General features: G+C 57.0%; 23 protein-coding genes. 18 read left to right on the top strand and 5 right to left on the bottom strand.

The window, feature by feature from the left end:
* Nucleotides 1-42: 42 nt before the first annotated feature.
* Together E5C26_RS01165 and panM are read right to left on the bottom strand one after the other, a co-directional pair.
* On the bottom strand, nucleotides 43-1260 hold the full coding sequence (locus E5C26_RS01165; protein WP_135314710.1) for a DUF3142 domain-containing protein: 1218 nt from the start codon (nucleotides 1258-1260) through the stop codon (nucleotides 43-45).
* Nucleotides 1257-1649 carry an aspartate 1-decarboxylase autocleavage activator PanM gene (gene panM, locus E5C26_RS01170; RefSeq protein WP_135314711.1) on the bottom strand — a complete coding sequence of 131 codons (393 nt, stop codon included), beginning with the start codon at nucleotides 1647-1649 and terminating at the stop codon, nucleotides 1257-1259. The genes E5C26_RS01165 and panM overlap by 4 nt, the downstream gene beginning before the upstream one ends.
* A gap of 405 nt (nucleotides 1650-2054) precedes the next feature.
* Between panM and E5C26_RS01175 the strand changes: the two genes are divergently transcribed.
* From E5C26_RS01175 to ugpQ, 11 genes are all read left to right on the top strand, one after another.
* Nucleotides 2055-3170: a branched-chain amino acid ABC transporter substrate-binding protein gene (locus tag E5C26_RS01175; RefSeq protein WP_012004698.1), complete on the top strand. Its 1116-nt coding sequence runs from the start codon at nucleotides 2055-2057 to the stop codon at nucleotides 3168-3170.
* 116 nt (nucleotides 3171-3286) lie between these two features.
* The gene (gene livH / locus E5C26_RS01180) at nucleotides 3287-4213 is read left to right on the top strand and encodes a high-affinity branched-chain amino acid ABC transporter permease LivH (RefSeq protein ID WP_135314712.1); all 927 of its coding nucleotides are present in this window, start codon (nucleotides 3287-3289) and stop codon (nucleotides 4211-4213) included.
* Complete coding sequence (locus E5C26_RS01185; protein ID WP_135314713.1) at nucleotides 4210-5493, top strand: high-affinity branched-chain amino acid ABC transporter permease LivM; 1284 nt, start codon at nucleotides 4210-4212, stop codon at nucleotides 5491-5493. Before livH ends, E5C26_RS01185 begins: the two co-directional genes overlap by 4 nt.
* The gene (livG, locus tag E5C26_RS01190) at nucleotides 5490-6257 is read left to right on the top strand and encodes a high-affinity branched-chain amino acid ABC transporter ATP-binding protein LivG (RefSeq protein ID WP_135314714.1); all 768 of its coding nucleotides are present in this window, start codon (nucleotides 5490-5492) and stop codon (nucleotides 6255-6257) included. The genes E5C26_RS01185 and livG overlap by 4 nt, the downstream gene beginning before the upstream one ends.
* A gap of 3 nt (nucleotides 6258-6260) precedes the next feature.
* Nucleotides 6261-6962, top strand: coding sequence for a high-affinity branched-chain amino acid ABC transporter ATP-binding protein LivF (gene livF / locus E5C26_RS01195; RefSeq protein WP_135314715.1), 702 nt, complete (start codon nucleotides 6261-6263; stop codon nucleotides 6960-6962).
* A gap of 105 nt (nucleotides 6963-7067) precedes the next feature.
* Complete coding sequence (locus tag E5C26_RS01200; protein WP_135314716.1) at nucleotides 7068-8255, top strand: aminotransferase-like domain-containing protein; 1188 nt, start codon at nucleotides 7068-7070, stop codon at nucleotides 8253-8255.
* A 190-nt stretch (nucleotides 8256-8445) separates the two neighbouring features.
* The gene (gene ugpB, locus E5C26_RS01205) at nucleotides 8446-9765 is read left to right on the top strand and encodes a sn-glycerol-3-phosphate ABC transporter substrate-binding protein UgpB (protein WP_135314717.1); all 1320 of its coding nucleotides are present in this window, start codon (nucleotides 8446-8448) and stop codon (nucleotides 9763-9765) included.
* A 114-nt stretch (nucleotides 9766-9879) separates the two neighbouring features.
* On the top strand, nucleotides 9880-10767 hold the full coding sequence (gene ugpA, locus E5C26_RS01210; RefSeq protein WP_012004705.1) for a sn-glycerol-3-phosphate ABC transporter permease UgpA: 888 nt from the start codon (nucleotides 9880-9882) through the stop codon (nucleotides 10765-10767).
* On the top strand, nucleotides 10764-11609 hold the full coding sequence (ugpE, locus tag E5C26_RS01215) for a sn-glycerol-3-phosphate ABC transporter permease UgpE (protein WP_135314718.1): 846 nt from the start codon (nucleotides 10764-10766) through the stop codon (nucleotides 11607-11609). Before ugpA ends, ugpE begins: the two co-directional genes overlap by 4 nt.
* A 4-nt stretch (nucleotides 11610-11613) precedes the next feature.
* Complete coding sequence (locus tag E5C26_RS01220) at nucleotides 11614-12690, top strand: sn-glycerol-3-phosphate import ATP-binding protein UgpC (RefSeq protein ID WP_135314719.1); 1077 nt, start codon at nucleotides 11614-11616, stop codon at nucleotides 12688-12690.
* Nucleotides 12687-13433, top strand: a complete 747-nt coding sequence (gene ugpQ, locus E5C26_RS01225; RefSeq protein ID WP_135314720.1) for a glycerophosphodiester phosphodiesterase — start codon at nucleotides 12687-12689, stop codon at nucleotides 13431-13433. Before E5C26_RS01220 ends, ugpQ begins: the two co-directional genes overlap by 4 nt.
* Here ugpQ and E5C26_RS01230 read toward each other — a convergent pair.
* Nucleotides 13430-13759 (bottom strand): hypothetical protein, encoded by a 330-nt coding sequence (locus tag E5C26_RS01230; protein WP_135314721.1) that lies wholly within the window; start codon nucleotides 13757-13759, stop codon nucleotides 13430-13432. The genes ugpQ and E5C26_RS01230 overlap by 4 nt on opposite strands.
* A gap of 151 nt (nucleotides 13760-13910) precedes the next feature.
* Here E5C26_RS01230 and E5C26_RS01235 point away from each other — a divergent pair, with 151 nt between their 5' ends.
* Complete coding sequence (locus E5C26_RS01235; RefSeq protein ID WP_135314722.1) at nucleotides 13911-14774, top strand: carboxylate/amino acid/amine transporter; 864 nt, start codon at nucleotides 13911-13913, stop codon at nucleotides 14772-14774.
* A gap of 33 nt (nucleotides 14775-14807) precedes the next feature.
* Here E5C26_RS01235 and metR read toward each other — a convergent pair whose 3' ends face one another.
* Nucleotides 14808-15758, bottom strand: coding sequence for an HTH-type transcriptional regulator MetR (gene metR / locus E5C26_RS01240; protein WP_135314723.1), 951 nt, complete (start codon nucleotides 15756-15758; stop codon nucleotides 14808-14810).
* A 105-nt stretch (nucleotides 15759-15863) separates the two neighbouring features.
* On the opposite strand from metR, the gene metE reads away from it, so the two are divergent.
* Nucleotides 15864-18140 carry a 5-methyltetrahydropteroyltriglutamate--homocysteine S-methyltransferase gene (gene metE / locus E5C26_RS01245; protein WP_135314724.1) on the top strand — a complete coding sequence of 759 codons (2277 nt, stop codon included), beginning with the start codon at nucleotides 15864-15866 and terminating at the stop codon, nucleotides 18138-18140.
* 105 nt (nucleotides 18141-18245) lie between these two features.
* Here metE and E5C26_RS01250 read toward each other — a convergent pair whose 3' ends face one another.
* Entirely contained in the window at nucleotides 18246-19082 is an 837-nt protein-coding gene (locus tag E5C26_RS01250) for a dienelactone hydrolase family protein (RefSeq protein ID WP_135314725.1), read from the bottom strand.
* 508 nt (nucleotides 19083-19590) lie between these two features.
* Between E5C26_RS01250 and udp the strand changes: the two genes are divergently transcribed.
* The 5 genes from udp (at nucleotide 19591) to ubiE (ending at nucleotide 24447) form a co-directional block, all read left to right on the top strand.
* Nucleotides 19591-20352 (top strand): uridine phosphorylase, encoded by a 762-nt coding sequence (udp, locus tag E5C26_RS01255; protein WP_135314726.1) that lies wholly within the window; start codon nucleotides 19591-19593, stop codon nucleotides 20350-20352.
* A 171-nt stretch (nucleotides 20353-20523) separates the two neighbouring features.
* Nucleotides 20524-21306 carry a tyrosine-protein phosphatase gene (locus E5C26_RS01260; protein WP_135314727.1) on the top strand — a complete coding sequence of 261 codons (783 nt, stop codon included), beginning with the start codon at nucleotides 20524-20526 and terminating at the stop codon, nucleotides 21304-21306.
* 87 nt (nucleotides 21307-21393) lie between these two features.
* A complete protein-coding gene (locus E5C26_RS01265) occupies nucleotides 21394-21924 on the top strand; it encodes a DedA family protein (protein ID WP_135314728.1) in 531 nt (176 codons plus the stop codon).
* A gap of 140 nt (nucleotides 21925-22064) precedes the next feature.
* On the top strand, nucleotides 22065-23612 hold the full coding sequence (gene rmuC / locus E5C26_RS01270; protein WP_135314729.1) for a DNA recombination protein RmuC: 1548 nt from the start codon (nucleotides 22065-22067) through the stop codon (nucleotides 23610-23612).
* 79 nt (nucleotides 23613-23691) lie between these two features.
* On the top strand, nucleotides 23692-24447 hold the full coding sequence (ubiE, locus tag E5C26_RS01275) for a bifunctional demethylmenaquinone methyltransferase/2-methoxy-6-polyprenyl-1,4-benzoquinol methylase UbiE (protein WP_012004718.1): 756 nt from the start codon (nucleotides 23692-23694) through the stop codon (nucleotides 24445-24447).
* The last annotated feature ends 13 nt before the right edge of the window (nucleotides 24448-24460 follow it).

Genomic DNA, 24460 nt, shown 5'->3' on the forward strand with positions numbered 1-24460 from the left:
AACGCTGAGGCGATCAGGGCCGCCAGTGGAAGAGTACGAGCATTAAGGTGTGACAAGGGTGCCTCCTGGCGTCAGTTGTTGGCAGCGCAGCCAGCCTAATGGCCGCGATTGCCCGGCGCGTAACTGGTCGCCGCTAATCAGGACGAAGCGTTGCCGTTGAGGCTCACTTTCCAGCCGGTAGTTGCCCGCTGCATCCCCCGCCAGGCATTCGCTGGCGTTGATGACAATTTCCTGGGGCAGCGGGGCATCAACCGGCCCATTATTGTGAAGTATCAGATCATTGAGCCCTTTTTGCTGTGGTTGAGGGCTAATTTTTATCTGCCAGTTGACGCTGAGCGGTTGGTTTTTAATCACTGCACGCAGCGTCGTCAATGACCAGGCACGGCGATCGTCCGCCAGCGGCAGCCGGAACCAGATAATGCCACGCAGGTACGGCGTGGTCTGTGCGTTCAATTGATGCAAAAAGTCGGCAACCTGTTGCGGCGCGACCGTCAGCTCTCGCGAGGTCCCGGCCACGCGCAGCGAAGCTTCGCTTTCAACCTGCGCGCCCTGCGCATCAAACCCCACCAGACCCATGCCATAGGCGGGCAGGGCCACCCGGAAGGGCCTCTGCGTCATTTTCGCGTACTGTTTTACCCAGCGCAGTGCCAGCGGACCGGAAAATAACCCTTGTTGCGGCGACAGCACCGCATGCACCTGCAGGACCGAGCTGTCCACTTGTTGTAATAGGTCGGGCAGTGTTGCGGAGCCGATCCAGGTCGGTAAGGCGGTGATGCCCAGTTGCAATGAGCGAGGTAGCTGCTGACGCAGTTGCTGCAGGAAATGCTGATAGTCGGGCAGGCGAGCGGTGGCGGCGTCGTGATCTATTTCAACGCCGATGACCTGCAGCCCGGCGGCCTGCCACTGCTGCAGCTGTTTAAGCAGGCGCTGGCGAATGGCGGATTCGTCCAGCTGTGCCAACTGCCCGTCCAGACGCACGACCAGCCACAGCGGGCGGCCATCTTGTTTCAGTAATGAGAGATTAACCGGGATTTCACGCCAGCCTTCGCGCGGATGTACCTGCAAACCCAGCACCCGCAACGTAGAGAAAAGATTGCGGCTTTGCGCCAGCGCTGCGGCATGTTGCGGGGTCCAGACTCGTTGCCAAACGTAGACCTGGTTATCCTGACGGGGCTGCAGCTGCAGTGCCTGCTGGCGGCCGCCAAACCAGGCGATTAATGCCAGTGCCAGCAGTAATAGCGCCATTAGCCCGCGTTTCATTGCTGCCAGAGATCGCCTTGCTGAGTGAAACCGCAGGCGCGCATAAAGTTATCCACTTCACCGCGTTCGCGTGCGCTCAGACCGGCGGTTGAAAGCTGCCAGTGCTTTATCTGCGGCAATTGGCGCTGGGCGTCCTGCACCAGATAAAGCCCGACGCCGCGACGGCGAGTCACCTCACGCACCAGTAAATCCTGCAGTTGGGCATGGTCACCGTCCAGCTCAATTTTTACCGCGCCCAGCAACCGTTCGTTGAAGCGGGCGGCGAACAGGGCTTTATCGCCGCTCAACCAGCGCTGCCAGTGTTCCGGCTGCTGATGCGGCCAGATTTTGCCAAGATCGATAAGGTCTTGCGGGGACAGCGTGGTTAATCGCTCAATAGTCAGTTTCATGCAGGATTTCCGAACGGCTAATCGATGCCGACAGTGTAATAGATCTTGCTCAGAGCGTTGTGTAAGTTTTTCTGTACGATTACTGCGCGAAATGTTTTTTGCAAGACGCATTTTCCGAGTAAATATGTAGTAAAGCGATCGGGAACCAGCATAACGCGCTGTGCCTGATGCGAAATGGCGCAGATTTAATCCGGATTTTATGCTGTTTACACCGCTTGTTCCTGATTGTGCAAGTTGATTTGCAGCAGAAAATTCCTGTTTAATGGCATGAAAAATAAAGTCTTATTAGAAAATATTGCCATGAAAACACCTAAATCATTATTACTTATGAATAAAAGCAGTAAATAAGGGTCAGGTGCAGGCAAACACAACAGGTACGTTCACAACGACAGATGGGGATTTGCGATGAAATTAACAAAAGGTAAGGCATTGTTGGCGGGTTGTATCGCGATGGCAATCGGGCATGCGGCAATGGCAAAAGACATCAAGGTGGCGATCGTCGGGGCGATGTCTGGCCCGGTCGCACAATATGGCGATATGGAGTTTACCGGTGCCCGTCAGGCTATTGCCGATATCAATGCCAAGGGCGGCATCAAGGGCGATAAGCTGGTTGGTGTGGAATACGACGATGCCTGTGACCCGAAACAGGCGGTAGCAGTGGCCAACAAGGTGATCAACGACGGTATCCGCTATGTGATTGGCCACCTGTGCTCGTCCTCGACGCAGCCGGCGTCCGATATTTATGAAGATGAAGGCGTGATCATGATCACCCCGGCGGCCACCAACGCCGATCTGACCACCCGTGGTTACAAGATGATCATGCGTACCACCGGTCTGGACTCCGATCAGGGCCCGACCGCGGCCAAGTACATCCTCAGCGAGATCAAACCCAAGCGCATTGCCGTGATCCACGACAAGCAGCAGTACGGGGAAGGCCTGGCACGCTCGGTACGCGACAGCCTGAAAAAGCAGGGTACCGACGTGGTGATGTTTGAAGGTATCACCGCCGGGGATAAAGATTTCTCCACCCTGGTGGCACGTCTGAAGAAAGAGAACGTCGATTTCGTTTATTTCGGCGGCTACTACCCGGAAATGGGCCAGATCCTGCGCCAGGCCAAACAGGCTGGCCTGACCACCCGCTTTATGGGGCCAGAGGGGGTGGGCAACTCCTCACTGTCCAACATCGCCGGTGCCGCTTCCGAAGGCATGCTGGTGACCTTGCCGAAACGCTACGATCAGGTCCCGGCCAACAAACCTGTGGTCGATGCGCTGAAAGCCAAGAAACTGGATCCGACCGGTCCGTTCGTCTGGACGACTTATGCCGCACTGCAATCTCTGACCACCGGGATGGAACGCAGCGGCAGCCAGGAACCGGCCGACATCGTCAAGGATCTGAAAACCGGCAAGCCGGTGGACACCGTGATGGGGCCACTGAGCTGGGATGACAAGGGCGATCTGAAAGGCTTCGAGTTCGGCGTGTTTGAATGGCATGCGGACGGCACATCAACACCCATTAAATAAGCCATAATCATCAGGGTAGGGCGCAGTTCTGCTGCGCCCGCGGGCCGGCTTGCCGGCTCCGTATCCCTTTACCTGAATGTTCTTCGCATTCAGGTTTCGCAGCCAAGGGTTAGAGTATGTCAGAGCAGGTTCTCTATTTTCTGCAGCAGATGTTCAACGGCGTCACGTTGGGCAGCACCTATGCATTGATCGCCATCGGTTACACCATGGTCTACGGCATCATCGGCATGATCAACTTCGCCCACGGCGAGGTGTATATGATCGGCAGCTATGTCTCCTTTATTGTTATTGCCGCCCTGATGATGGTGGGCATCGACGTTAGCTGGTTGCTGATTGGTGCCGGGTTCCTGGTGTCGATCGTCATTGCCAGCGCCTACGGCTGGAGCATTGAGCGGGTGGCCTACAAGCCGGTGCGCAACTCCAAGCGTTTGATCGCGCTGATCTCCGCCATCGGGATGTCGATATTCCTGCAAAACTACGTCAGCCTGACGCAGGGCTCGCGCGATCTGGCGCTGCCTAGCCTGGTCACCGGTCAATGGGTGTTGGGCGAAAGTAACGGTTTTGCCGCCACCATCACCACCATGCAGTTGATTATCTGGGGGGTCACCTTCCTGGCGATGCTGGCGCTGACGATATTTATTCGTTATTCACGCATGGGCCGCGCTTGCCGTGCCTGCGCGGAAGATTTGAAGATGGCCAGCCTGCTGGGCATCAATACCGACCGGGTTATCTCGCTGACCTTCGTGATTGGCGCGGTGATGGCGGCAGTGGCCGGCGTGCTGCTGGGGCAGTTCTACGGGGTGATTAACCCCTACATCGGTTTTATGGCCGGCATGAAAGCCTTCACCGCGGCGGTACTGGGCGGTATCGGCAGCATTCCCGGCGCAATGATTGGTGGCCTGGTACTGGGCGTGGCGGAAGCGCTGACCTCGGCCTACCTGAGCACTGAATATAAAGACGTGGTGTCGTTCGCGCTGCTGATCGTGGTGTTGCTGATCATGCCAACCGGCATCCTTGGGCGTCCGGAGGTTGAGAAGGTATGAAACTCAATCTGCTCAACGCGTTGATCGCCACGCTGGTGCTGTTTGTGATGGCTTCATTCCTGATGGGGATGCAGCTGAGTCTCGACGGTACCAAACTGGTGGTGCATGGCGCGGCGGAAGTCCGTTGGATGTGGATCGGCATTGGCTGCGTCATCGTGTTTTTCTTCCAATTGTTGCGTCCGCTGATGCAGCAAGGGCTGAAAAAAATCTCCGGCCCGTCATTCGTCTTGCCGAGCTTTGATGGCACCACCGCGCGCCAGAAGCTGCTGGCCGCAGCGATCATTGTTGCCGCCGTCGCCTGGCCGTTTCTGGTGTCGCGCGGCACGGTGGATATCGCCACCCTGACGTTGATTTACGTGATGCTGGGTCTGGGCCTGAACGTGGTGGTCGGGCTGTCCGGCTTGTTGGTACTGGGTTACGGCGGTTTTTACGCCATCGGTGCTTACACCTATGCGCTGCTGAACCATTATTACGGTCTCGGCTTCTGGGAAAGCCTGCCGCTGGCGGGCATCGTCACCGCCATCTTCGGTTTCCTGCTCGGTTTCCCGGTGCTGCGACTGCGCGGCGATTACCTGGCGATTGTCACCCTGGGCTTCGGGGAGATCGTGCGCATCCTGCTGCTGAACAATACCGAGATCACCGGCGGCCCGAACGGGATCAGCCAGATCCCGAAACCGACCTTCTTTGGGCTGGAGTTCAACCGCAGCCTGCGCGATGGCGGCTGGGACACCTTCCACAACTTCTTTGGCCTGAAATACGATCCGAGCGATCGCATCGTGTTTCTGTATTTGGTGGCACTGCTGCTGGTGGTACTGACGCTGTTTGTGATCAACCGCCTGCTGCGCATGCCGCTGGGCCGTGCCTGGGAAGCGCTGCGCGAAGATGAAATCGCCTGCCGCTCGCTGGGCCTTAACCCGACCAAAATCAAGCTGACCGCCTTTACCATCAGTGCCGCCTTCGCCGGTTTTGCCGGTACGCTGTTTGCCGCGCGCCAGGGCTTTGTCAGCCCGGAATCCTTTACCTTCGTCGAGTCGGCCTTTGTGTTGGCGATTGTGGTATTGGGTGGCATGGGGTCGCAGTTTGCGGTGATCCTGGCGGCTATTTTGTTGGTGGTGTCGCGTGAAATGATGCGTGATTTGAACGAATATAGCATGTTGCTGCTGGGTGCCCTGATGGTGTTGATGATGATTTGGCGACCACAGGGGCTGCTGCCGATGAAGCGACCACAGCTTAAACTGAAAGCGGCGGATATCCACGCGGGCAAGGGGGAACAGGCATGAGTATGCAACCTTTGCTGAAGGTCGAAGGGCTGTCGATGCGTTTCGGCGGCCTGCTGGCGGTCAATAACGTGGCGCTGGAACTCAATGAAGGCGAAATCGTTTCGCTGATCGGCCCGAACGGTGCCGGAAAAACCACGGTATTTAACTGCCTGACCGGTTTCTACCGCCCAACCGGCGGCACCATCAAACTGCGCGAACGTCACCTGGAAGGGTTATCCGGCCAGACCATCGCTCGCATGGGCGTGGTGCGGACTTTCCAGCATGTGCGGCTGTTCCGTGAAATGACGGTGATCGAAAACCTGCTGGTTGCGCAGCACCAGCATCTGAAAAGCGGCGTTTTTGCCGGGCTGCTGAAAACCCCGGCCTTCCGCCGCGCCGAAGCCGATGCGCTGGAACGTGCCGCGGTGTGGCTGCAGCGGGTTGGCCTGCTGGAGATGGCTAACCGCTCGGCGGGTAACCTGGCTTACGGTCAACAACGGCGGCTGGAAATTGCACGCTGCATGGTTACCCGACCGGAACTGCTGATGCTCGACGAGCCGGCGGCGGGGCTGAACCCGAAGGAAACCGACGAGCTGGATCACCTGATTGTCGAACTGCGCAATCAGCACAAGGTGTCGGTGCTGTTGATCGAACACGACATGAAGCTGGTGATGGGCATTTCCGACCGCATCTACGTGGTGAACCAGGGCACGCCGCTGGCGCAAGGCACCCCGGCAGAAATCCGTAACAACCCGGACGTGATCCGGGCTTATCTGGGCGAATAAATTATGTTGTCATTTAATCAGGTATCCGCCCATTACGGCAAAATCCAGGCGCTGCATCAGGTCAGCCTGAACATTAAGCAGGGTGAGATAGTCACGCTGATCGGCGCTAACGGTGCGGGTAAAACTACGCTGCTCGGCACGCTGTGCGGTGAACCCCGTGCCAGCGAGGGCAGCATCACTTTCCTCGATCAGGATATTACCCAGTGGCAGACCTCGCGCATTATGCGTGAGGCGGTGGCGATTGTGCCGGAAGGGCGGCGGGTATTCTCGCGCATGACGGTGGAAGAAAACCTGGCGATGGGCGGTTTCTTTGCCAACCGCCAGCAGTATCAGCAGCGTATCGAACGGGTGTTCGGCCTGTTCCCGCGCCTGCTGGAGCGCCGTGCCCAACGTTCCGGCACCATGTCCGGCGGTGAGCAACAGATGCTGGCGATTGGCCGTGCGCTGATGAGCCAGCCAAAGTTGCTGTTGCTCGACGAACCCTCGCTGGGGCTGGCACCGATCATTATTCAGCAGATTTTTGACATCATTGAGCAACTGCGCGAAGAGGGAATGACCATCTTCCTGGTGGAGCAAAACGCCAATCAGGCACTGAAACTGGCCGATCGTGGTTATGTACTGGAAAACGGCCGCGTGGTGTTGGAAGATACGGGAGCCGCATTGTTAGCAAACGAAGCAGTTAGGTCGGCATATCTGGGCGGCTGAAATACCCGTCTAAGCTGTAGGGGGCGAATATATTCGCCCCGAGTGATTCGGGCGCAGTGTACAGCGCCCCTACAAAGTTTTTAACGATTACGAGAAGAAGAAGAAATGAACACAGAAGGGTTACTCGCGCAGCGCATCGTAAAAGTAAAAAGCTCGGCAATTCGTGAATTGCTCAAGCACAGTAAGATGGAAAACGTCATTTCGCTGGCGGGCGGCATCCCCTCTGATGCCTTGTTTGATTTCGAAGGCTTGAGCATCGCTACGCATCAGGCAATCACTGAGCAGCCGAAAAGCGCTTTTCAGTATGGTTTGACCGAAGGCAGCCCGGTGCTGCGTGAGCGCATCTGTGAACTGTGCGCCCAGCGTGGTGTTTCGGCCACGGCCGAAGAAGTGATGGTTACGGCAGGATCTCAGCAGGCGTTGGATCTGGTAATGCGTGCCATCGTCAACCCGGGCGACGTGTTTGTGGTGGAACGTCCGACCTATCTGGCGGCGTTACAGACGCTGGAGCTGGCGGAAGCCAACATCATGTCGGTGTCGTCCGACAGCGATGGCATGGTGGTCGAAGAACTGGCCGAGTTGCTGAAAACCCAGCGCATCAAGGGTGTGTATGTGGTGCCGAACTTCGGCAACCCCAGCGGCATTACCCTGAGCGCGCCGCGCCGCGAACTGTTGGTAAAACTGGCGGCCGAGCACAATTTCCTGATCATCGAAGATGACCCGTACGGCGAACTTCGTTTTACCGAGGAGCGCAACGCCACGCTGCACCAGATTTCACAGCAGGTACTGGGCCATACCGATAACATTATCTACACCTCAACCTTCTCCAAGATCCTGGCACCGGGCCTGCGTCTGGGCTGGGCGATTTTGCCGCCGTTCCTGCTGCATAAAGTGGCGATCATCAAGCAGGCGGCGGATCTGCACGCCAGCGCGCTGTCGCAGAGCATCGTCGAATGTTACCTGGGGCTGGATCGTCTGCCGGCGCAGATCGAAAAGATCCGTGCGGCTTACAAGCAAAAGGGCGAGATCCTGGCCGGGCTGGTGGAACAAGAGTTGGGTGACCACATCAGCTTTGATATGCCGAAGGGCGGTATGTTCCTGTGGGCGCGTTTCCGTCAGCCGTTCAATGCCACCGAATGGCTGAAAACCACCTTGCAACAGGGTGTGGTCTTCGTGCCGGGGGAATACTTCTTCTCTGACAACCCGGATCGTTCGACTTTCCGTCTGTCGTTCGCTACTGCCACCGAGCAACAGATGCAGGAAGCCGTTGCCCGCCTGCGTCGTTCACTGTAATCCCCACGGCGGCGGGGCACTTTTCCTCGCCGCCGACATCAAACCGCAATCTGCACTTCACTCTCTCGTCACATGGCTGTCATCTGATGGTTATGTTTCTGTCATCCGAGCATGGCATGTTAGCTTCCGAACAAAAAACTGATTCTTTTCGCTCACGCGCTTATTACACCAGCTTTTTCAGGAGTTAGGCATGCTCACCTACGCTATTCGCAAAACTACGCTGTGCGTTGCGTTGACCCTGGCGGTCAGCACTCAGGCACTGGCGGCAACCGAGATCCCATTCTGGCATTCAATGGAAGGTGAATTGGGTAAAGAAGTCGATTCCCTGGCGGATCGCTTTAACCAGTCGCACACCGACGTCAAAATTGTCCCGGTTTATAAAGGTAACTACGAACAGAACCTGGCGGCGGGCATTGCGGCCTATCGCTCTGGTAAAGCACCGGCAATTTTGCAGGTGTACGAGGTGGGCACGGCAACCATGATGGCCAGCAAGGCGATCAAGCCGGTGTATGAGGTGTTCAAAGACGCTGGTATCAACTTTGACGAGTCGGTGTTCGTGCCGACGGTGGCGGGTTACTACACCGACAATAAGAGCGGTCACCTGCTGTCCCAGCCGTTCAACAGCTCTACCCCGGTGCTGTATTACAACAAGGACGCCTTCAAAAAAGCCGGTCTGAACCCGGACCAGCCGCCAAAAACCTGGCAGGAACTGGCGGCGGATACCGCCAAGCTGCGTGCTGCCGGTATGAAGTGTGGCTACGCCAGCGGCTGGCAGGGCTGGATCCAGCTCGAGAACTTCAGCGCCTGGCATGGGGTGCCATTTGCTACCGAGAACAACGGTTTCGGCGGTACCAGCGCCAAGCTGGAGTTCAACAAGCCGTTGCAGGTCAAGCACATCCAACTGCTGGAAGAGATGAACAAGAAGGGTGACTTCACCTATTTCGGCCGTAAAGACGAATCCACCGAGAAGTTTTACAGCGGTGACTGCGCCATTACTACTGCGTCATCCGGCTCACTGGCGGATATCAAGCACTACGCCAAATTCAACTACGGCGTGGGCATGATGCCGTACGATGCCGATGCCAAAAATGCACCACAGAACGCCATCATTGGTGGTGCCAGCCTGTGGGTGATGAACGGCAAAGATGCCGCTACTTACAAAGGGGTCGCCGAGTTCCTGCAGTATCTGGCTCAGCCGGAAATTGCCGCCGAATGGCACCAGAAGACCGGCTATCTGCCGATCACCACCGCTGCTTACGACCTGACCAAGCAACAGGGTTTCTATGACAAGAACCCGGGCGCCGACGTAGCAACCCGCCAGATGCTGAACAAGCCGCCATTACCGTTCACCAAGGGCCTGCGCCTGGGCAATATGCCGCAGATCCGTACCGTGGTGGATGAAGAGCTGGAAGGCGTGTGGACCGGCAAGAAAACGCCACAGCAGGCGCTGGATGCCGCAGTGCAGCGCGGTGACGTGTTGCTGCGTCGCTTCGAGTCCCAGACCAAGTAGCGTCAACCGGAACTCCGTTCCGGCGAACGACACCGATTTCACCCCCTCTCCCAAGGGAGAGGGCCGGGGTGAGGGGCTCAGTCGGCCCTTCACCCACATTAACGGTTAACCCCTATGTCATCTTCCCGTCCCGGTTTCGGCTGTAGCTGGCTGCCCTATGTCTTGGTGCTGCCGCAACTGTTGATCACCGCAATCTTCTTCCTGTGGCCCGCCGGCGAAGCGCTGTGGTATTCGGTGCAGAGCCTCGATCCATTTGGTCTGTCCAGCCAGTTTGTCGGCCTGGATAACTTTACCCAGCTGTTCCAGGATCCTTACTACCTAGATTCGTTTTACACCACGCTGATTTTCAGCTTCCTGGTGGCGGGTATCGGGCTGGTAGTATCGTTGTTCTTCGCTGCGCTGGTGGATTACGTGCTGCGCGGCAGCCGGATTTACCAGACGCTGATGATCCTGCCTTACGCGGTGGCTCCGGCGGTGGCGGCGGTGCTGTGGATCTTCCTGTTCAACCCCGGTCTGGGGCTGATTACTCATTTCCTTAACGGACTGGGCTACAACTGGAACCACGCACAGAACAGCGGGCAGGCGATGTTCCTGGTGGTGCTGGCTTCGGTCTGGCAGCAAATCAGCTACAACTTCCTGTTTTTCCTGGCAGCATTACAGTCCATTCCGCGTTCGCTGGTGGAAGCGGCGGCCATCGACGGTGCCGGCCCGGTGCGGCGTTTCTTCAATCTGGTACTGCCGTTAATCACGCCGGTGAGCTTCTTCCTGCTGGTGGTGAATCTGGTGTACGCCTTCTTCGACACCTTCCCGGTGATCGATGCCGCCACCGGCGGCGGGCCGGTGCAGTCCACTACCACACTGATCTACAAGATCTACCGTGAAGGCTTTGCCGGTCTGGACTTGTCCAGCTCTGCGGCGCAGTCGGTGATCCTGATGCTGCTGGTGATTGGCCTGACGGTGATCCAGTTCCGTTTTGTCGAACGTAAGGTGCGTTACCAATGATTGAGAATCGACGCGGGCTGGATATCTTCAGCCACGTAATGCTGATTATCGGCGTGCTGGTGGTGCTGTTCCCGCTGTATGTGGCCTTTGTAGCCGCCACGCTGGACGACAAACAGGTATTCCAGGTGCCGATGACCCTGATCCCGGGCGGCCACCTGTGGGAAAACATCAGCAATATCTGGCAGGGCGGAGTGGGCAACCTCAAAGTGCCGTTTTCGCTGCTGCTGCTCAATAGCGTGATCATGGCGCTGGCGATTACCTTCGGCAAAATCGTGGTATCGGTGTTGTCGGCCTATGCCATCGTTTATTTTCGTTTTCCGCTGCGCAGCCTGTTTTTCTGGCTGATTTTCATGACGCTGATGCTACCGGTGGAAGTGCGTATTTTCCCCACGGTGGAGGTGATTTCCAACCTCAATCTGCTGGACAGCTACACCGGCCTGACGCTGCCGTTAATGGCCTCGGCCACCGCGACCTTCCTGCTGCGCCAGTTCTTTATGACCTTGCCGGACGAACTGCTGGAAGCCGCGCGCATTGATGGCGCCGGCCCGATGCGCTTCTTCTGGGACATCGTGCTGCCACTGTCGAAGACCAACCTGGCGGCGCTGTTTGTCATCACCTTTATCTACGGCTGGAACCAGTACCTGTGGCCGATCCTGATTACCAGCGACGCCTCAATGGGCACTGCGGTGGCGGGCATCAAAAGCATGATCTCCACCTCCGGCGCGCCGACCCAGTGGAATCAGGTAATGGCGGCGATGATCCTGACTTTAATCCCACCGCTGGCGGTGGTTCTTCTGATGCAGCGCTGGTTTGTGCGCGGCCTGGTTGATAGCGAGAAGTAACGAAATGGCAGGTTTAAAACTACAGGCAGTCACCAAATCCTACGACGGTAAAACGCCGGTGATTAAGCAGATCGATCTCGACGTGGCGGACGGTGAGTTTATCGTGATGGTCGGTCCGTCCGGCTGCGGAAAATCGACGCTGCTGCGTATGGTCGCCGGGCTGGAACGTACCACCAGCGGCGATATCTATATCGACAGCCAGCGCGTGACCGATATGGAGCCGAAAGACCGCGGCATTGCGATGGTGTTCCAGAACTACGCGTTGTACCCGCATATGAGCGTGTATGACAACATGGCCTATGGCCTGAAAATTCGCGGCTTTGGCAAACAGCATATCCAACAGCGGGTAGAAGAAGCGGCACGCATTTTAGAACTGGAACCCTTGCTGCAGCGTAAGCCGCGTGAGCTTTCCGGCGGCCAGCGTCAGCGGGTGGCGATGGGGCGGGCTATCGTGCGTGAACCGGCGGTGTTCCTGTTTGATGAACCGCTGTCCAACCTGGATGCCAAGCTGCGCGTGCAAATGCGTCTGGAATTACAGCAACTGCATCGTCGGCTGAAAACCACCAGCCTGTACGTCACGCATGACCAGGTGGAGGCGATGACGCTGGCGCAGCGGGTGATCGTGATGAACAAGGGCGTGGCGGAGCAGATTGGCACCCCGAGTGAGGTCTATCAGCGCCCGGCGTCGCTGTTTGTCGCCAGCTTCATTGGTTCACCGGCGATGAACCTGTTACCGGGCACCCTGAGTGCCGATGGCAGCCAGCTTCGACTGGCAGACGGCATGGCCTTGAATTTACCGCAGGCGAAGCCGCACTGGGGCGGTCGCCAGTTGACGCTCGGTATTCGCCCGGAGCATATTCAACTTACTGACGAGCAACAGGGTGGCGTGCCGCTGGTGCTGCAAACGCTGGAGCTGCTGGGCGCGGATAATCTGGCGCACGGGCAGTGGGGTGGCCATGGCGTCATTGCGCGGCTTTCGCATGAAACTATGCCGACGGCAGGCAGCACGCTATATTTGCATCTGCCTGCACAGGCGCTGCACTTTTTTGATACCGATAGCGGATTACGGATGGAACAATGACCACAACCTGGCCTTATCCACACATTGTCGCCCACCGCGGCGGTGGTTCCCTGGCACCGGAAAACACTTTGGCGGCGATCGACGTGGGCGCACGTCACGGCCACAAAATGATTGAGTTCGACGCCAAGCTGGCGCAGGACGGGCAAATTTTTCTGCTGCACGACGATACCCTGGATCGCACCAGCAACGGCTGGGGCGTGGCGGGCGAGCTGCCATGGGACAAGCTGGTGCAACTGGATGCCGGCAACTGGTATAACTCCGCCTACAAAGGCGAACGCTTACCCTTGCTGGCGGAGGTCGCGGAACGTTGCCAGCAGCACGGCATGATGGCGAACATTGAAATCAAGCCCACCACCGGCAGCGATGACGAAACCGGCCGGGTCGTGGCGCTGGCGGCACGCCTGCTGTGGCAGGGGCAGACCGATCCGCTGCTGTCTTCATTCTCGGTTGAAGCGCTCGCAGCGGCACAACGTACCGTGCCGGAATTGCCGCGCGGCCTGTTGCTGGATCAGTGGGATGACAACTGGCCGGCGCTGACCGAACGCCTGGGTTGCGTGTCTTTACACATCAACCATAAAGAACTGACCGCCGAACGGGTGGCAGCGCTGAAGGCGGCGGGATTACGCATTCTGGTTTATACCGTTAACCAGCCGGCGCGGGCGCGCTTGTTGCTAAACTGGGGCGTTGACTGCATTTGTACTGACCGAATAGATTTGATTGGCCCCGATTTTCCCAATAGCTAGCCTCGGTTGACCGGCGTCGGCAGCGGCGCCTGAGGTACCGCAGGCGTGGTGCGATCGAACGGATTGCGCGGTTGGTTGCCATTTGGCAGCAATTGTCCGCCGTTCGGCGAAGTTTTAAGCAGTTGCTGCTGGTTGTTGTCGAGCTGCCGCTGTTGTTGCAGGCGGCGCTGGTCTAACTGCTGATTATTCAGCATGCGCTGCTGCTGCGCTTGCTGATTGCGTTGGTTGAGAAACTGCTGTTGCGAGCTGAGCTCGGTGACACCGTTGGCTGCATTCGCCAACCCGGACAGCAGCAACAGGCCGTAAAGCAGGTGATAATTTTTCATGATATTGACTCCTGTTTTCTATTAAGACTAACTCAGCAGTGAAAATTTGCCGACAGTTTGTATTTTGTACAGATGTAAACTGCCTTTTCGTCACCCCCTATCCCGCCTTCCGTTACAATCGCCCTTTGTGAATTTTTAGGGTGAACTCATCGTGCTGCTTCTGGTGATTACTACCATTTTGTGGGCGTTCTCTTTCAGCCTGATTGGCGAATATCTGGCGGGCCAGGTCGACAGCTGGTTCTCGGTGCTGATGCGTATTGGCCTGGCGGCATTGGTGTTCCTGCCTTTTCTGCGTTGGCGCAATATCAAGCCAAAGGTGATCCTGCTGTACATGCTGGTGGGGGCTTGCCAGCTCGGCATCATGTACCTGTTCAGCTTCCGTGCCTACATGTACCTGACGGTGCCGGAATTCCTGCTGTTTACCGTGCTGACGCCGCTGTACGTCACGCTGATTTATGACCTGATCAGCGGACAGCGTTTGCGCTGGAGCTACGTATTCAGTGCGTTGCTGGCCGTTTTGGGGGCGGCGATCATCCGTTACCATCAGCTTAGCGAGCATTTCTGGTTGGGACTGCTGCTGGTGCAGGCGGCGAATATCAGCTTCGCCATTGGCATGGTCGGTTATAAGCGTCTGATGGAAGTGCATCCGTTGCCACAGCACACCGCGTTTTCCTGGTTCTATCTGGGCGCGTTGGTGGTGGCGGTGGTGGCCTGGTGCCTGTGGGGCAACCCGCAACAGTTGCCGACCACCAACCTGCAATGGGGCATTCTGGTGTGGCTGGGCGTGGTAGCTTCCGGGTTGGGCTATTTCATGTGGAACTATGGTGCCACGCAGGTGGACGCCGGTACGCTGGGCATCATGAATAACATGCATGTGCCTGCCGGGCTGCTGGTGAATCTGGCCATCTGGCAGCAACAGCCGCACTGGCCAAGTTTTATTATCGGTGGGGCGGTGATTGTGGCTTCGCTGTGGGTGCATCGCCGTTGGGTGGCACCCAAAATAATCAGTAAATAAACCGGGCTGCCCAAGCGCAGACAGCCCTGGTCGTCAGGGCTGTGAGGCCAACGGTTTGACGCTGGCAACGCCGGCGCTTGGGCGGGCGGCGTCACGGACGAACGGCAGATGATTGCAGGCGTGCTGGCGTGCCGAACGGATAAAGGCTTCGGTTACCGCCTGGCGCTGTTCCCCATCGCGAACTGCGGCATACAAACGGCTCCACAGGCCATCGCCGAGGGTTTTGGTCACCACCAACCCCTGGCGCTCAAAACTCTCCACCACCCAATGCGGTAACGCCGCAATCCCCATCCGCGCCGACACCATCTGGATCAGCAACAAGGTGTTATCGACGTTTTTCAGCGCTGGGCTGATGCCTGCCGGCTGCAGGAAATGACGCCAGATATCCAGTCGTTGACGCTGTACCGGATAAATCATCAGCGTTTCATCGATCAAATCTTCAGGTTCAATGTGCAACTTGCTGGCCAACGGATGATCCGGCGCCAGCACCAGCCGCACTTCAAAATCAAACATCGGTGAATAATGCAGACCGCTGCGCGGCAGAATATCGGAAGTCAGCACCAGATCCAGCTCGCCTTGCTGTAACGCCGGCTGCGGATCAAAGGTGACGCCGGACTTAAAGTCCATCACCACCTGTGGCCAACTCTGGCGGAAGTTATCCAGCGCCGGTGTCAGCCACTGAATACAGCTGTGGCATTCTATGGCAATGCGCAGCGTGGCTTGATGCGGTTCGTGGCACGCCTGCAATGCCTGCTGAATTTGCGGCAGAACCTGCTCTGCCAGCTGTAACAGGATCTCTCCCTGCGCGGTAAAGCGCAGCGGTTGGCTTTTACGAACGAACAGCTTGAAGCCCAGGCGCTGCTCCAGATCGCTGAACTGATGCGAAAGAGCAGACTGCGTTTGATGGAGTTGAGCAGCCGCGGCCGCCAGCGAACCGGTATTGCGCAGAGCCTGCAGCGTCCGTAAGTGTTTCAGTTCGATCATGAGAGTCCTTCACAGTGACAGTGAATAAATTGCGCTTGTGGTTAATACAGTACCTGCGGATTATGGATGTGTAAACATCTGGACGGCTAAATGGGGAATATGACGATGGCAATTCTAAATCACACACTGGGTTTTCCTCGCGTTGGGCTACGACGTGAACTGAAAAAAGCTCAGGAAAGCTACTGGGCAGGTAACTCAACGCAGGAAGAACTGTTGGCCGTTGGCCGCGAGCTGCGCGCTCGTCATTGGCAACAGCAACAGCAGGCCGGAGTGGATTTGGTGCCGGTCGGCGATTTCGCCTGGTACGATCATGTCTTGACCACCAGTTTGCTGCTCGGCAACGTGCCGGCGCGTCATCAGAATGCGGATGGCTCAATTGATCTGGACCAGCTGTTCCGTATTGGCCGTGGCCGTGCACCGACCGGTGAACCGGCGGCAGCGGCAGAAATGACCAAATGGTTTAACACCAACTATCACTACATAGTGCCTGAATTCCATAAGGGCCAGCAGTTCAAACTGTGCTGGACTCAACTGCTGGACGAAGTTGACGAAGCGCTGGCGCTGGGCCACAAAATCAAGCCTGTGCTGCTGGGGCCAGTCACTTACCTGTGGTTGGGCAAAGTGAAGGGTGAGCCGTTTGACCGCCTGTCGCTGCTCAACGATATCCTGCCGGTTTACCAGCAGGTGCTGGCCGAACTGGCAAAACGCGGTGTTGAATGGGTGCAGATCGACGAGCCTGCGCTGGTGCTGGAATTACCGCAGGCGTGGCTGAACGCCTTCAAACCGGCTTATGACGCGCTGCAGGGCCAGGTAAAACTGCTGCTGACCACCTATTTTGATAGCGTTGGCCACAACCTTGATACCCTTCGACAGTTGCCGGTGCAGGGCCTGCACGTTGACCTGGTTGGTGGTCGCGATGATATCGCGGTATTGAATAAAGCGCTGCCGCAAGAGTGGCTGCTGTCACTGGGGGTAATCAACGGTCGCAACGTCTGGCGCGCCGATCTGAGCAGCTGGTTCGAGCGCCTGCAGCCGTTCGTCGGCAGCCGCCCATTGTGGATCGGCACCTCTTGCTCACTGTTGCACAGCCCGATCGATCTGAGCGTGGAAACTCGCCTGGACGAAGAGGTGAAAAGCTGGTTCGCCTTCGCCCTGCAAAAATGCGGCGAACTGGCATTGCTGAGTGCGGCGTTAAACGAACCGGGTGCAGCAAAACAGGCTGAACTGGACGCCTACAGTGCGCCCATCCGTGCCCGTCGTCACTCCAGCCGTGTGCATAATGCCCAGGTGGGTCAACGTCTGGCTGCGATTACCGCGCAGGACAGCGAACGCCAGCGTCCTTACGCCGAGCGTGCTCAGACACAGCGCGAACGCTTTAATCTGCCGGCCTGGCCGACCACCACTATCGGTTCGTTCCCGCAAACCACCGAAATTCGCGGTTTGCGTCTGGACTTCAAACAGGGGCGTTTGGACAGCAACAACTACCGCACCAGCATTAGCGAACACATCAAACAGGCGATCGTTGAGCAAGAACGTCTGGGCCTGGACGTCTTGGTGCACGGCGAAGCCGAGCGTAACGACATGGTCGAGTACTTCGGTGAGAACCTCGACGGTTTCGTCTTCACCCAAAACGGCTGGGTGCAGAGCTACGGTTCCCGCTGCGTAAAACCGCCGGTGATCATCGGCGATATCAGCCGACCGGAAGCGATCACCGTAGAGTGGGCGAAGTATGCCCAGTCACTGACCGACAAGCCGGTGAAGGGCATGTTGACCGGTCCGGTGACCATTCTTTGCTGGTCATTCCCGCGTGAAGACGTGACCCGTGAAGTGATTGCCAAACAAATCGCCCTGGCGCTGCGTGACGAAGTGGAAGATCTGGAAAAAGCCGGTATCGGCATCATCCAGATTGATGAACCGGCACTGCGTGAAGGTCTGCCGCTGCGTCAATCCGACTGGGCTGCCTACCTGAATTGGGCGGTGGGCGCGTTCAAATTGAATGCCGCCGTGGCGCAGGATAATACTCAGATCCACACCCACATGTGTTACTGCGAGTTCAACGACATCATGGATTCGATCGCAGCGCTGGATGCTGACGTGATCACCATCGAAACCTCGCGTTCCGATATGGATTTGCTGGAAGCCTTTAAAGAGTTCGAATATCCGAACGAAATCGGCCCGGGCGTGTATGACATTCACTCGCCAAACGTGCCAAGCGTGGAATGGATTGAAGCGCTGCTGCGTAAAGCCGCGCAGAACATCCCGGCAGAACGCCTGTGGGTTAACCCGGACTGTGGCCTGAAAACCCGTGGCTGGCCGGAAACCCGTCAGTCGCTGGCCAACATGGTGCTGGCAGCACAGCGTCTGCGCGAGCAGCAGGCCTGATTGCCACCCTTGGGCAATGATGTTTTGATGTGATTATTCTGGGCGCTTCGGCGCCCTTTTTTATGTCGCAAGCGGCTGCCTGGTCAGGCAGCCGTGAGGTGAGGTTTATTTCACGCCCGGCACGCCGTGTTGGGCGAACCATGTCAGCATGCGTTGCCAACCGTCGGCGGCTGCTTCTGCATCATAGCTTGGCCGGTAGTCGGCATAGAAGGCGTGGCCGGCGTCGGGATAGACCAGAATCTCGGCATCAGCGTTGGCCGCCCGCAGTGCCTGACGCATGCTTTCCACCGTATCCTGCGGGATACTGGTGTCCTGTCCGCCATATAATCCCAGCACCGGCGCAGAGAGTTGGGTCGCGACATCGATCGGTTGTTTTGGCGAGTTCAGCGTTTTTTCGCCCACCAGTTTACCGTACCAGGCAACAGCCGCTTTCAACTGCGGATTATGTGCCGCATACAGCCAGCTAATACGCCCGCCCCAGCAGAAACCGGTAATCGCCAGCTTGCCGGCATCGCCGCCGTGGCGTGTGGCCCAATGAGCGGCATGGTCCAGATCCGCCAATACCTGGCGATCCGGCACCTTGAGCACCAGCTTTTGGAACAGTTCGCTGATGTCGGTGTAATCCCGGGCATCGCCCTGGCGGAAATACAGCTCCGGTGCTATCGCCAGATAGCCCTGTTTGGCCAGGCGACGGCACACATCCTGAATGTGCTCATGTACGCCAAAAATCTCCTGCACCACCAGCACCACCGGGAAGGGGCCGCTGCTATCGGCAGGTTTGGCAATATAGGCCGGCAGATTGTCACCCTGCGAGGGAATGGTGGTTTCCCCGGCATGAATGCCTTGTTCGTCGGTGAGAATGGTTGAAGCAGCCAAGGGTGTAACGGCCGGGGTGAATCCCCCCTGGGCCTGTTTTAATGTCATCACTTGATCGGTTTTCATTGCGGTCTCCGTGCAATCGAGAAAAGCGCTGAGATTAACTATAGGAAAGATTACCCGTTATTGGCACCGGGGGGAGCATTTTCGGCCAAGTCTGTAAAAAACGAATAATTATCTGGCTTTAGCGCATTTTTGTTGTCTTTTTATCATGCTATTACGCATGTTGACCTGCATTAATACCATAAGGTGCGTTACCTCCCTTTATTGTGGCTAAGTCACCGATAAAATAAGGTTATTTTCTGTTCCGATGTAAATAGTTTCATCAGGAAATCAGCTCCTGTACTCAACAGCGAGGTTGAAAAACAGCGGTGCATTTTGTCGACTAGACTTGGGGCATCTGAGATGTTCATATCGACTTTTGACTTGGTTTTTGTGATGTTAATCACAAATACTATGTAGATTGCATTCTGTTTCTTTATTCATAGTGATGGTTGTCACGAAATTGCGTGGCAATTTTCAGTAGAGTACTTTTTTGTTCCTCCCAATAAACATGATCCATGAGGAGTCTCGCATGTCCCAATCTGACGTTTTTCATCTCGGCCTCACTAAAAACGATTTACAAGGGGCCCTGCTTGCCATCGTTCCTGGCGATCCACAGCGCGTAGAGAAAATTGCCAAGCTGATGGAAAATCCGGTGCATCTGGCTTCCCATCGTGAATTTACTTCCTGGCGCGCAGAGCTGGACGGCAAGGCGGTGATCGTCTGCTCTACCGGCATTGGCGGCCCGTCTACCTCTATTGCCGTTGAAGAACTGGCGCAATTGGGGATCCGTACCTTCCTGCGTATCGGCACCACCGGTGCGATCCAGTCGAATATCAATGTCGGCGATGTTCTGGTCACCACCGCGGCGGTTCGCCTTGACGGTGCCAGCCTGCATTTCGCCCCGATGGAGTTCCCGGCCGTGGCCGACTTTGCCTGTACCACGGCACTGGTCGAAGCCGCCAAGGCTGCCGGCGCTACCACGCACATTGGCGTGACCGCGTCTTCCGATACCTTCTACCCTGGCCAGGAACGTTACGATACCTTCTCCGGCCGCGTCGTCAGCCGCTTCAAAGGCTCAATGGAAGAATGGCAGTCGATGGGCGTGATGAACTATGAAATGGAATCCGCTACCTTGCTGACCATGTGTGCCAGCCAGGGCCTGCGTGCCGGTATGGTTGCCGGTGTGATTGTTAACCGCACCCAGCAGGAAATCCCGAACGCAGAAACCATGAAAAACACCGAAAGCAAAGCGGTGCAGATCGTGGTTGATGCGGCGCGCCGCCTGCTGTAATTATCTCGCATTTCAACGGGTCGCTGACGCGGCCCGTTTCTCCATTCAGCCGTAATCTGTTACGGTTAACCTCATCAGCGCCATCTTTCTGGCCGCCTCTTTACCCGCTGAGCCCGGCTTTACCGCTGCTTACAGGTTGCGTTTTTTCAGACAATAACAGCGAGGACGTTTATGACCGCCCAGATCCTGCTTCATCCTTCATTGGCGCCGCTTGATGGCGGCATTAACTTTCGCGATCTTGGCGGCAACAGCGTCGCCGACGGCCGCCGTATCAAGCGCGGTTTGTTGTTCCGTTCCGGTTCTCTGGAGCGTCTGACCGAAGACGACTGCACCTTCCTGGCCGGTGTACCGGTGCGTTCGGTACTCGATTACCGGGATGCCGATGAAGTGCAGGCCAAGCCGGACATTCTGTGGCGCGGTGCCGATTACCATCATTTCCCGGCCAATCCTTTGAGCAATGAAGTGAATGCCAACCTGGAAAAGTTGACCAGTGAAACTTTGGCTGGTTTCGACGCGCAGGCGTTTATGCTGGAACTGTACCGCCGGTTGCCTTTCGGTAATGCGGCGTACAAACAGCTGACCCAGTTGCTGAGTAATGTCGGTAACGGCGCCATCGTTCAGCACTGCGCGGTAGGTAAAGACCGTACCGGGATAGGATCGGCGCTGGTGTTGTTTGCGCTGGGGGCTGATGAAGCGACGGTGGTAGAAGATTACCTGCTGACCGAAACCACGCTGGCAACCTTCCGCGAACAAATGCTGGATCAATTGTCGATTCGCCTGAGTGCCTCGGCTCTGGGGCAATTTGCCTATGTGCTCAGCGCCCGCGAAGAATTCCTGATGACCGCCCTGAGCTGCATCCGTGACCAATACGGTTCAACCGATCGCTGGCTGGAAGCCGAGTACGGCCTGGGCCAAAATCAGCGTGAAGCGCTGCAGGCGTTTTACCTCGAGTAAACTGCATGGGTGTTTAGCCGGGGTTTAATCGACCCCGGCCGGCATTGCGTATCCTTGGGGCTATAAATCCCGCATCTGGAGCCCATATTGAGCCTCAATGACATTATCCACTGGGTCAGCGACACCGTGCGGCAGCATGAAGCCTGGGCCATCCCGATTATTTTCTTCCTGGCGTTCGGCGAATCACTGGCGTTTCTGTCGCTGCTGTTGCCGGCCACGGTGATTTTGCTGGCACTGGGAGCCTTGATTGGCGAAAGCGGCATTGCATTCTGGCCTATCTGGGTTGCCGCCGCTGCCGGAGCCTTTTTCGGCGACTGGCTCTCTTACTGGATTGGCTATCACTATCAAGACCGGGTGGCGCATATGTGGCCTCTTTCTCGCAATCCACAGCTACTGACGCGTGGCCATGCGTTCTTTGAACGCTGGGGCGTACTGGGCATTTTCATCGGTCGCTTCTTCGGCCCGTTGCGTGCCGTGGTGCCGCTGGTTGGTGGCATTTGCGGCATGCCCCAGCGTTATTTCCAGGTCGCGAATATCACTTCGGCGATGATCTGGGCGTTCGGCATTCTCGCGCCGGGGGCGTTTGGCATCAAGTGGTTAAGCCAGTGGTTTGGCTAGTTCTGGTCTGACTTGCGTAGCGTTTCGCAATTTTGAGCCGTTGGGGCAAAAACAGACTGGACATCCATACAGCATCCCCTTAACGTGACGGGCAACAGGCGCATAAAACGCCGGAACGGTCAGGTGTAACAGGAGGCAGGGTGGATACCAGTTTGGTTTACGGTATGGGCGGGGTGGCAATTGGCCTGCTGCTGGGGTGGCTAATCGCCAGTTTGCGTGTGCAGCAGACGCAGGCACAGCATGAAACCGAGCTACGGCTGCTGGAACAATCGCTGCAACAGGCGCAGCAGGAGACAACAGCCCGGCAAGAAACGCTGCAGCGTAATGAGCAACAAATGCGGCAGAGCGATCTGGAACTGCGTAATTTGCACAGCCAGCTGGCCGCAGGGCACGAAAAACTTCAACAGCTCAATCACTGGCGTAACGAATGCGAGTTGCTGAATCAGGAACTGCGCGCCCAGCGTGAGGTTAACAGCGCTCAGGAGGCCGAGCTGCGTGAGGTGACTATCCGCCTGGAAGAAACCCGTATGGCGGCAGAAGAAAAACAGCGTCTGTTGATTAACAGCGAACAGCGTCTCACCACCCAGTTTGAAAATTTGGCCAACCGCATTTTTGAACACAGCGGACGCAAGGTTGACGAGCAGAATAAGCAAAGCCTGGACCGCCTGTTACTGCCGCTGCGTGAGCAACTCGATGGTTTCCGCCGCCAGGTGCAGGACAGTTTTGGTCAGGAAGCGCGTGAACGCCATACGCTGACCCACGAAATACGTAACCTGCAGCAGCTCAATGCACAAATGGCACGCGAGGCGATTAACCTCACCAAGGCCCTGAAAGGGGATAATAAAACTCAGGGTAACTGGGGCGAGGTGGTGCTAAGTCGGGTTCTGGAAGCTTCCGGACTGCGCGAAGGACACGAATACGAAACCCAGGTCAATGTGCGGCTGGATCATCAGAGCCGTATGCAGCCGGACGTCATCGTTCGTTTACCCCAGGGGAAGGACGTGGTCATCGATGCGAAAATGTCGCTGGTGGCCTACGAACGTTACTTCAACAGTGAAGATGAAGTGGAACGCGAGGCGGCGCTGAGTGAGCATATTGGCTCGCTGCGTGGCCATATCCGCCTGTTGGGACGCAAGGATTACCAGCAGTTGCCCGGCCTGCGTTCGCTGGACTACGTACTGATGTTTATTCCGGTCGAGCCGGCTTTCCTGCTGGCCATTGACCGTGAGCCGGAGCTGATCAGCGAAGCGCTCAAACACAACATCATGCTGGTCAGTCCGACCACCTTGCTGGTGGCGTTGCGTACCATCACCAACCTTTGGCGCTATGAGCATCAAAGCCAGAATGCCCAACGCATTGCCGACAGAGCGGCGCGGTTGTATGACAAAATGCGGCTGTTTGTTGACGACATGTCGGCGCTGGGGCAGAGCCTGGACAAGGCCCAGGGGAGTTATCGCCAGGCGATGAATAAACTGAGTGAAGGCCGTGGTAATCTTATCGGCCAGACCGAGGGGTTCCGCGCGTTGGGGGTTGAGGTGAAAAGACCGATTAACCCGCTGCTGGCTCAGCAGGCCAGTGCGCAGCATGATGAAGAATTCGAGACGGCGGGTGACGATGAAGTTGACGCGTTGCCCGGGGCGGAAGACGACGACTCCGCAGAGGAACCCCGCTCCGCATCGCAGGCATGACAGCCGCGGCGAGGTGGGGTATTGCGTAGGGTTCTGGTACACTCATCCACACTAAATTGACTGAATAGCAGGCAGGACAATGGCAGATCAACCGCAGGAAACCACCGACTTCGGTTTTCGCACCGTAGCTAGAGACGAGAAGCAGGCCATGGTGGCAGACGTTTTTCATTCGGTAGCTGCAAAGTATGACGTGATGAACGACCTGATGTCGTTTGGTATCCACCGTATCTGGAAGCGTTTTACCATTGACTGCAGCGGCGTTCGCCGTGGGCAGCGGGTGTTGGATCTGGCCGGGGGTACCGGTGACCTGGCCGCCAAGTTCTCCCGCATGGTCGGTGAGCAGGGGCAGGTGGTACTGGCGGACATTAACGATTCCATGCTGAAGATGGGGCGCGAGAAGCTGCGTGACCGCGGCATTATCGGCAACGTCAACTATGTGCAGGCCAATGCCGAAGCGCTGCCGTTCCCGGATAACTATTTTGACTGCATTACCATTTCCTTCGGCCTGCGCAACGTGACCGACAAAGACAAAGCGCTGCGTTCCATGTTCCGCGTGCTTAAGCCGGGCGGCCGTTTGCTGGTGCTGGAGTTTTCCAAACCGCTGCTGGCGCCGCTAAGTAAAGCCTATGATGCCTACTCGTTCCACGTGCTGCCGAAAATCGGTGAGCTGGTGGTGAAGGATCCGGAAAGTTACCGCTATCTGGCTGAGTCGATCCGCATGCATCCCGATCAGGAAACCCTGAAGGGTATGATGGGGGCTGCCGGCTTTGACAACGTGACCTATTTTAACCTGACCGGCGGCATTGTGGCCCTGCATCGTGGCTTCAAGTTCTGATATGGACATGCCG

This window comes from Serratia proteamaculans (assembly GCF_004684015.1).
Classification (GTDB): domain Bacteria; phylum Pseudomonadota; class Gammaproteobacteria; order Enterobacterales; family Enterobacteriaceae; genus Serratia; species Serratia proteamaculans_F.

Excerpts from the sequence above, each read along its gene's own strand:
- E5C26_RS01230 (WP_135314721.1), bottom strand. The coding sequence starts at position 13,759 with ATGAAAAATTATCACCTGCTTTACGGCCTGTTGCTGCTGTCCGGGTTG.
- udp (WP_135314726.1), top strand. The coding sequence starts at position 19,591 with ATGTCCCAATCTGACGTTTTTCATCTCGGCCTCACTAAAAACGATTTA.
- ugpA (WP_012004705.1), top strand. The coding sequence starts at position 9,880 with ATGTCATCTTCCCGTCCCGGTTTCGGCTGTAGCTGGCTGCCCTATGTC.
- ubiE (WP_012004718.1), top strand. The coding sequence starts at position 23,692 with ATGGCAGATCAACCGCAGGAAACCACCGACTTCGGTTTTCGCACCGTA.
- E5C26_RS01260 (WP_135314727.1), top strand. The coding sequence starts at position 20,524 with ATGACCGCCCAGATCCTGCTTCATCCTTCATTGGCGCCGCTTGATGGC.
- E5C26_RS01250 (WP_135314725.1), bottom strand. The coding sequence starts at position 19,082 with ATGAAAACCGATCAAGTGATGACATTAAAACAGGCCCAGGGGGGATTC.
- E5C26_RS01175 (WP_012004698.1), top strand. The coding sequence starts at position 2,055 with ATGAAATTAACAAAAGGTAAGGCATTGTTGGCGGGTTGTATCGCGATG.
- ugpB (WP_135314717.1), top strand. The coding sequence starts at position 8,446 with ATGCTCACCTACGCTATTCGCAAAACTACGCTGTGCGTTGCGTTGACC.
- ugpQ (WP_135314720.1), top strand. The coding sequence starts at position 12,687 with ATGACCACAACCTGGCCTTATCCACACATTGTCGCCCACCGCGGCGGT.
- E5C26_RS01165 (WP_135314710.1), bottom strand. The coding sequence starts at position 1,260 with ATGAAACGCGGGCTAATGGCGCTATTACTGCTGGCACTGGCATTAATC.
- livH (WP_135314712.1), top strand. The coding sequence starts at position 3,287 with ATGTCAGAGCAGGTTCTCTATTTTCTGCAGCAGATGTTCAACGGCGTC.
- metE (WP_135314724.1), top strand. The coding sequence starts at position 15,864 with ATGGCAATTCTAAATCACACACTGGGTTTTCCTCGCGTTGGGCTACGA.
- panM (WP_135314711.1), bottom strand. The coding sequence starts at position 1,649 with ATGAAACTGACTATTGAGCGATTAACCACGCTGTCCCCGCAAGACCTT.
- E5C26_RS01200 (WP_135314716.1), top strand. The coding sequence starts at position 7,068 with ATGAACACAGAAGGGTTACTCGCGCAGCGCATCGTAAAAGTAAAAAGC.
- livF (WP_135314715.1), top strand. The coding sequence starts at position 6,261 with ATGTTGTCATTTAATCAGGTATCCGCCCATTACGGCAAAATCCAGGCG.
- metR (WP_135314723.1), bottom strand. The coding sequence starts at position 15,758 with ATGATCGAACTGAAACACTTACGGACGCTGCAGGCTCTGCGCAATACC.
- ugpE (WP_135314718.1), top strand. The coding sequence starts at position 10,764 with ATGATTGAGAATCGACGCGGGCTGGATATCTTCAGCCACGTAATGCTG.
- livG (WP_135314714.1), top strand. The coding sequence starts at position 5,490 with ATGAGTATGCAACCTTTGCTGAAGGTCGAAGGGCTGTCGATGCGTTTC.
- E5C26_RS01220 (WP_135314719.1), top strand. The coding sequence starts at position 11,614 with ATGGCAGGTTTAAAACTACAGGCAGTCACCAAATCCTACGACGGTAAA.
- E5C26_RS01185 (WP_135314713.1), top strand. The coding sequence starts at position 4,210 with ATGAAACTCAATCTGCTCAACGCGTTGATCGCCACGCTGGTGCTGTTT.